Annotated in this window: 2 protein-coding genes; one reads left to right on the top strand and one right to left on the bottom strand. The window is 46.4% G+C overall.

What is annotated here, in order from left to right:
• Positions 1-226 precede the first annotated feature (226 nt).
• Complete coding sequence (locus P5683_RS24265; protein ID WP_006624359.1) at positions 227-1,681, bottom strand: restriction endonuclease; 1,455 nt, start codon at positions 1,679-1,681, stop codon at positions 227-229.
• 268 nt (positions 1,682-1,949) lie between these two features.
• On the opposite strand from P5683_RS24265, the gene P5683_RS24260 reads away from it, so the two are divergent.
• A partial coding sequence (locus P5683_RS24260) for a helix-turn-helix domain-containing protein (protein WP_315669498.1) occupies positions 1,950-2,280 on the top strand: 331 nt, incomplete at its 3' end.

Below are 2,280 nucleotides of genomic sequence, written 5' to 3'. Positions count from 1 at the left end.
ACCCTTGACAATTCCCCTCCCCATCAGTTACCATATTCTTGTGGGGGTTACATGGGTATACGCTTGATTTTTTATTCAACATAGAGCGATCGCCTCTATTAAATACATATCCTGCCAGTGGGAATATGATCCAACAACTTACCATTACAGTTCTGGTAGAAAATACAGCCGGGCGGAAAGGACTCCTAGGAGAACACGGGCCGTCTATTCTAGTGGAATTAGAATTTCATTCTAAATCGGAGGTATAACTATCATTCTGAGCGAAGGCATCGGCATCCAGTTCTAATACTTCGATCGCTTTCGTTTTCACCCCGATTCCATATTCGATTAACAGATCCAGCAGTTTTTCTCCGTTGATTAACGTGATTGGCGGCGCACCCGGGGCGAACGCCACCTCCACCGTCCCCTTGGAAAAATCGCCCGTGGTGATAATCGTACCCCGCACCGCTTGAAACCGATACAAACACCCCCGCAAAGCATCCAAAATTGGTCTTTGAATGTTCCCCTGTTGTCGCTTCACCTGCACCACTTCCCGCACCGAAGTGATCCCCAGTTCGATATCCGCGACCACATCGACTCCCTTATCATTCGTCGGTGATGTCACCTCCACATTTTGATAATTCATTGCCTCCAACAATTGCTTGATCAAATACTCAAAAGCGGTGGGAGCCATCGTCGATAGGATTTCTTTAATGCTGGATCTGACCGAGGCTTTCTGCTCTTTAACCAGGGTTAAAATTTCCTGTACTTTCCCCCCGCCGTCGAGTTCTTCATCGCCTCCCGAATCTTTCAAATAATTCAAACCCGCGTCGGTAATGCTGTAGGTTGTCCCCGTTTTGATCAATAATTCGCGATCGGCTAAATTGTAAAGCCGCCGCCACAGCGTATCTTTGATGGTGCTGTCTGTGCCGAATTGGGAGTAACGCTTGAGATAGTCCGACCAATCGGGTACAAAATCTCCGCGACGACCTCCCCCTTTTTCAGCCACCACACTTAGTAATTTTAATAAGCCTTCCCGTTCGTCAATTTGTTTTTCAACGTCTCCCAAGGAATGGCAGATAAAATCCCGTCCCGCATCAGTTAATACAACTTTCCCCCCTGAATCGTCTTCCAGCAATTCATAGATTCGAGACAGCAGCCAGTGTCCGTAAACGTGACGGGGGTTCACCCGGCGATCGCTTCCCGTCCAAATCGCCTCCGCCAGTTCTCGATTTTCCCCTTCCAGGCGTTCGGAGATCCAGCGATCAGGATTGGTCCAATCTACCGGATTTTGGGGGGTTCCCGACAGACTCATTATCGCCGATCGCAGTCCCGTGATTTGCGCGCGATCGCGTCCATTCCAAATCGGTAAAATCAATCTCAATTCCGAATAGGTGGGAAAGTGGGGAATTTTAACCCGGCGTTCGGTTTGCGGGTCTGATGTCGTCGAATTCGATTCGGAATCCATCGAGGTTACATCCCATTTTCTCAACCCAAAAACCCCGCGATTAATCTTCACGAAGCGACTGTGATCGCCCTTCTGTTTGATTTCGACGGCGATGATGGCGTTGAGGGTGGCTTCGGGACTTTTGCCGTTCGTTGGAATTAAATTCCGTGCGATCGCGATTTCAGCAATTTTGCGATAGTGCAGGGGAGAGCCAACATCTTCTAAAACTTGAATGGCAGCATCGGCGAAAGACATAGGAATCGTTAAAAATCAGAAATCATCAATTTTGTCACATCTAAAACAACCCGATTCGGCGAGATCTCCAATTAAAAGGACAACTCGATCCGCAATGGGGAGCCAGAATTTAATCCAAGATTTGCTTTACATCTTAGGACAATAAGGTACAATACCCCCAAAGATTCGCAACTCAATCAATAATGAGTATACGGTCAAACCCCAGACCATGCCAAATTTCCCTGACGACATACTCATCAAGTCGGATTCTTCATGGTAAAATCCAATCATGCCTTACAAAGCTTTCCGAACCAAACTAAAACTCAATGACTGTCATCGCACCTTGATGGCCAAACACGCGGGGTATGCTCGGTTCGTGTTTAATTGGGGATTACACTTATGGAGGTCAGCTTATGAAGAGGGACTCAAGCCTAATATCAACTCCATTAAAAAGGTTTTTACTAATTATGTGAAACCTCAATATCCTTGGATGTCCGAATTGTCTTCTAAAGTTTATCAATATGCCTTCATTAATCTAGGGGATGCCTTTAAGCGCTTCTTCAAAGGAATAAGCAGTTATCCTAAATTTAAGAAGAAAGGCCACCATGATAGCTTTACCC

This window comes from Limnospira sp. PMC 1279.21 (assembly GCF_032349615.1).
GTDB lineage: Bacteria > Cyanobacteriota > Cyanobacteriia > Cyanobacteriales > Microcoleaceae > Limnospira > Limnospira fusiformis.
Note: the sequence above shows the minus strand (reverse complement) of the source record. Positions and strands in the feature narration are given on the sequence as shown.

What these genes read in the sequence shown, in the direction of transcription:
- P5683_RS24265 (WP_006624359.1), bottom strand. Translation starts at nt 1,681, where the DNA reads ATGTCTTTCGCCGATGCTGCCATTCAAGTTTTAGAAGATGTTGGCTCT.